The sequence below is a fragment of the Kitasatospora sp. NPDC056783 genome (genome assembly GCF_042789895.1).
Lineage (GTDB): Bacteria > Actinomycetota > Actinomycetes > Streptomycetales > Streptomycetaceae > Kitasatospora.
The window spans coordinates 1-2,840 of record NZ_JBHUAF010000611.1; the positions used below are offsets into that span (position 1 = coordinate 1).

Genomic DNA, 2,840 nt, shown 5'->3' on the forward strand with positions numbered 1-2,840 from the left:
ACCCGCGGCCTGTACGTGTTTCTCCCCCTCGTCGCCTTCGCGGTGATCGCCGGTCTGGCCGGCCTGCCGTACGGCAAGGGCAAGAAGAAGTAGCCACCCGGAACAACGCGGAACCCCGAAGGGGCGCCGGACGACTCCGTCCGGCGCCCCTTCGGGCATCGGCCCGCCGTCAGCTGGCCCCCGCCGCGCGGTCGACCGCCTGGGCCTTGAGCGCGCGCTCGATGCCCGCCCGGGCCTCGACGACCTGGCGCCGCAGGGCCGGCGCCGGCTCGGCCGAGGCCAGCCACGCGTCGGTCGCCTCCAGCGTCCCGGCCGTCACCTGGAGCGACGGGTACAGCCCGACGATGATCTGCTGCGAGATCTCGTGGCTGCGGGTCTCCCAGATGCCCTTCACCGCCGCGAAGTACTTCTCCGCGTACGGCGCGATCAGCTCGCGCTGGTCGGACTGCTGGAAGCCGGTGATGACGGCGTCCTGCACGTAGTTCGTCAGGGTGTCCGACTCGACCACCGACGCCCAGGCCTCCGCCTTGGCCTCGGCGGTCGGCCGGGCGGCGCGGCAGGTGGCCGCGTGCTCCTGGCCGGCCGCGGTGTTGTCCCGCTCCAGCTCGGCCGCGATGGCGGCCTCGTCGGCCCGGCCGGTGGCGGCGAGCCGGGTGAGCAGGGTCCAGCGCAGCTCGGTGTCCACCGCGAGGCCCTTGAGCTCGGCCGAGCCGTCCAGCAGCCCGGCGATCAGCCCGAGCTGGCCGTCGGTGCGGGCGACCGAGGCGAGGGCGCGGGCCCAGGCCAGCTGGTGGTCGCTGCCGGGCTCGGCGGCGCGCAGGTGCTCCTCCGCGGCGGCGGCCCAGCGGGCGAGGCCCTCCTCGCGCCACCGCGGGTCGGCGTAGGCGTCGAGGGCGAGCTTGACCTGCCGCTGCACCGACTGCACCACGCCGATGTCGCTCTCGCGCCCGATGCCGGACAGCGCCAGCGACAGGTAGTCGCGGGCGGCCAGCTCGCCGTCGCGGGTCATGTCCCAGGCGGAGGCCCAGCACAGCGCGCGCGGCAGCGACTCGGTGAAACCGCCGAGGTTCTCGGTGACGACGGCCAGCGAGTCCTCGTCCAGCCGGATCTTGGCGTACGAGAGGTCGTCGTCGTTGAGCAGCACGACGGCCGGGCGCTGCCGGCCGACCAGCTCGGGCACCTCGGTGCGCGGGCCGTCGACGTCCAGCTCGATCCGGTCGGTGCGCACCAGCGCGTCGCCGTTCAGCTCGTACAGGCCGATCGCGATGCGGTGCGGCCGCAGCACGGCCTCGCCCTTGGCGCCGGCGGGCAGCGCGGGGGCGTCCTGGAGCACCGCGAAGGACTCGATCCGCCCGTCGGCGTCCACGGTGACGGCGGGCCGCAGCACGTTGATGCCGGCGGTCTCCAGCCAGGCCTTGGACCAGGCCTTGAGGTCGCGGCCGCTGGCCTCCTCGAGGGCGCCGAGCAGGTCGCCGAGCCGGGTGTTGCCCCAGGCGTGGCGCTTGAAGTAGGCCTGCACGCCCTGGAAGAAGGCGTCCTGGCCGACGTACGCCACCAGCTGCTTGAGCACCGAGGCGCCCTTGGCGTAGGTGATGCCGTCGAAGTTGACCTGGACGTCCTCCAGGTCGTTGATGTCCGCCATGATCGGGTGGGTGGACGGCAGCTGGTCCTGCCGGTACGCCCAGGTCTTCATCTGGTTGGCGAAGGTGGTCCAGGAGTGCGGCCACTTGGAGCCGGGGGCCTCGGCCTGGCAGACCGCCTCGGCGAAGGTCGCGAAGGACTCGTTGAGCCAGAGGTCGTTCCACCATTCCATGGTGACGAGGTCGCCGAACCACATGTGGGCGAGCTCGTGCAGGATCGTCGCGGCGCGGGCCTCGTACGCGGCGTCGGTGACCTTGGAGCGGAACACGTACTGGTCGCGCAGGGTGACGGCGCCCGCGTTCTCCATCGCGCCGGCGTTGAACTCCGGGACGAAGAGCTGGTCGTACTTCGCGAACGGGTACGGGTAGTCGAACTTCTCCTGGAAGTAGTCGAAGCCCTGCTTGGTGACCTCGAAGACGGCCTCCGGGTCCAGGAACTCGCGCAGCGAGGGGCGGCAGTAGATGCCCAGCGGCACCCGCTGCTCGCCGTTCTCGTAGGTGTCGAAGACCCCGACGTAGGGGCCGGCGACGAGCGCGGTGATGTAGCCGGAGATCCGGCCGGTGGGCTCGAACGTCCAGACCTGGGTGTCCCCTTCGCCGGCCGGCCGCGGGGTGGGCGAGTTGGAGACCACGACCCAGCCCGTGGGCGCGGTCACGGTGAACGCGAACGCGGCCTTCAGGTCGGGCTGTTCGAAGTTGGCGAAGACCCGGCGGGCGTCCGGCACCTCGAACTGGCTGTACAGGTAGGTCTCGCCGTCGACCGGGTCGACGAACCGGTGCAGGCCCTCACCGGTGTTGGTGTACTCGCAGTTCGCGACGACCCGCAGCTCGTTCTCGGCCGCCAGGCCCGGCAGCGGGATGCGGCTGTCGACGAAGCTCGCCGGGTCGAGCCGCTCGCCGTTGAGGGTGATCTCCTCGACGCTCGGGGCGACGAGGTCGATGAAGGTCTCCGCACCGGGGGTGGTGGCGCTGAACCGGACCACGGTGGTGGACCGGAAGGTGCCACCCTCACGGGCCGAGCCGAGGTCGAGCTCGATGTCGTACGCGTCCACGTGGAGGAGGTCGGCCCGGGTACGGGCCTCCTCACGGGTCAGGTTTGTGCCGGGCACTCGCTGCACTCCTTCGTCAGGCTGATGGACCGAATCCTCGCATGTCCAACGTACGGGGCGGCCGGAAAATCACCGCGGGGCGGGGCAGGGG

Annotated in this window: 1 protein-coding gene; it reads right to left on the reverse strand. The window is 71.8% G+C overall.

Annotation, left to right across the window (positions count from 1 at the left end):
• Positions 1–169: 169 nt before the first annotated feature.
• Positions 170–2,749: an aminopeptidase N gene (pepN, locus tag ACFRMQ_RS39820; protein WP_380735790.1), complete on the reverse strand. Its 2,580-nt coding sequence runs from the start codon at positions 2,747–2,749 to the stop codon at positions 170–172.
• Positions 2,750–2,840: the final 91 nt, after the last annotated feature.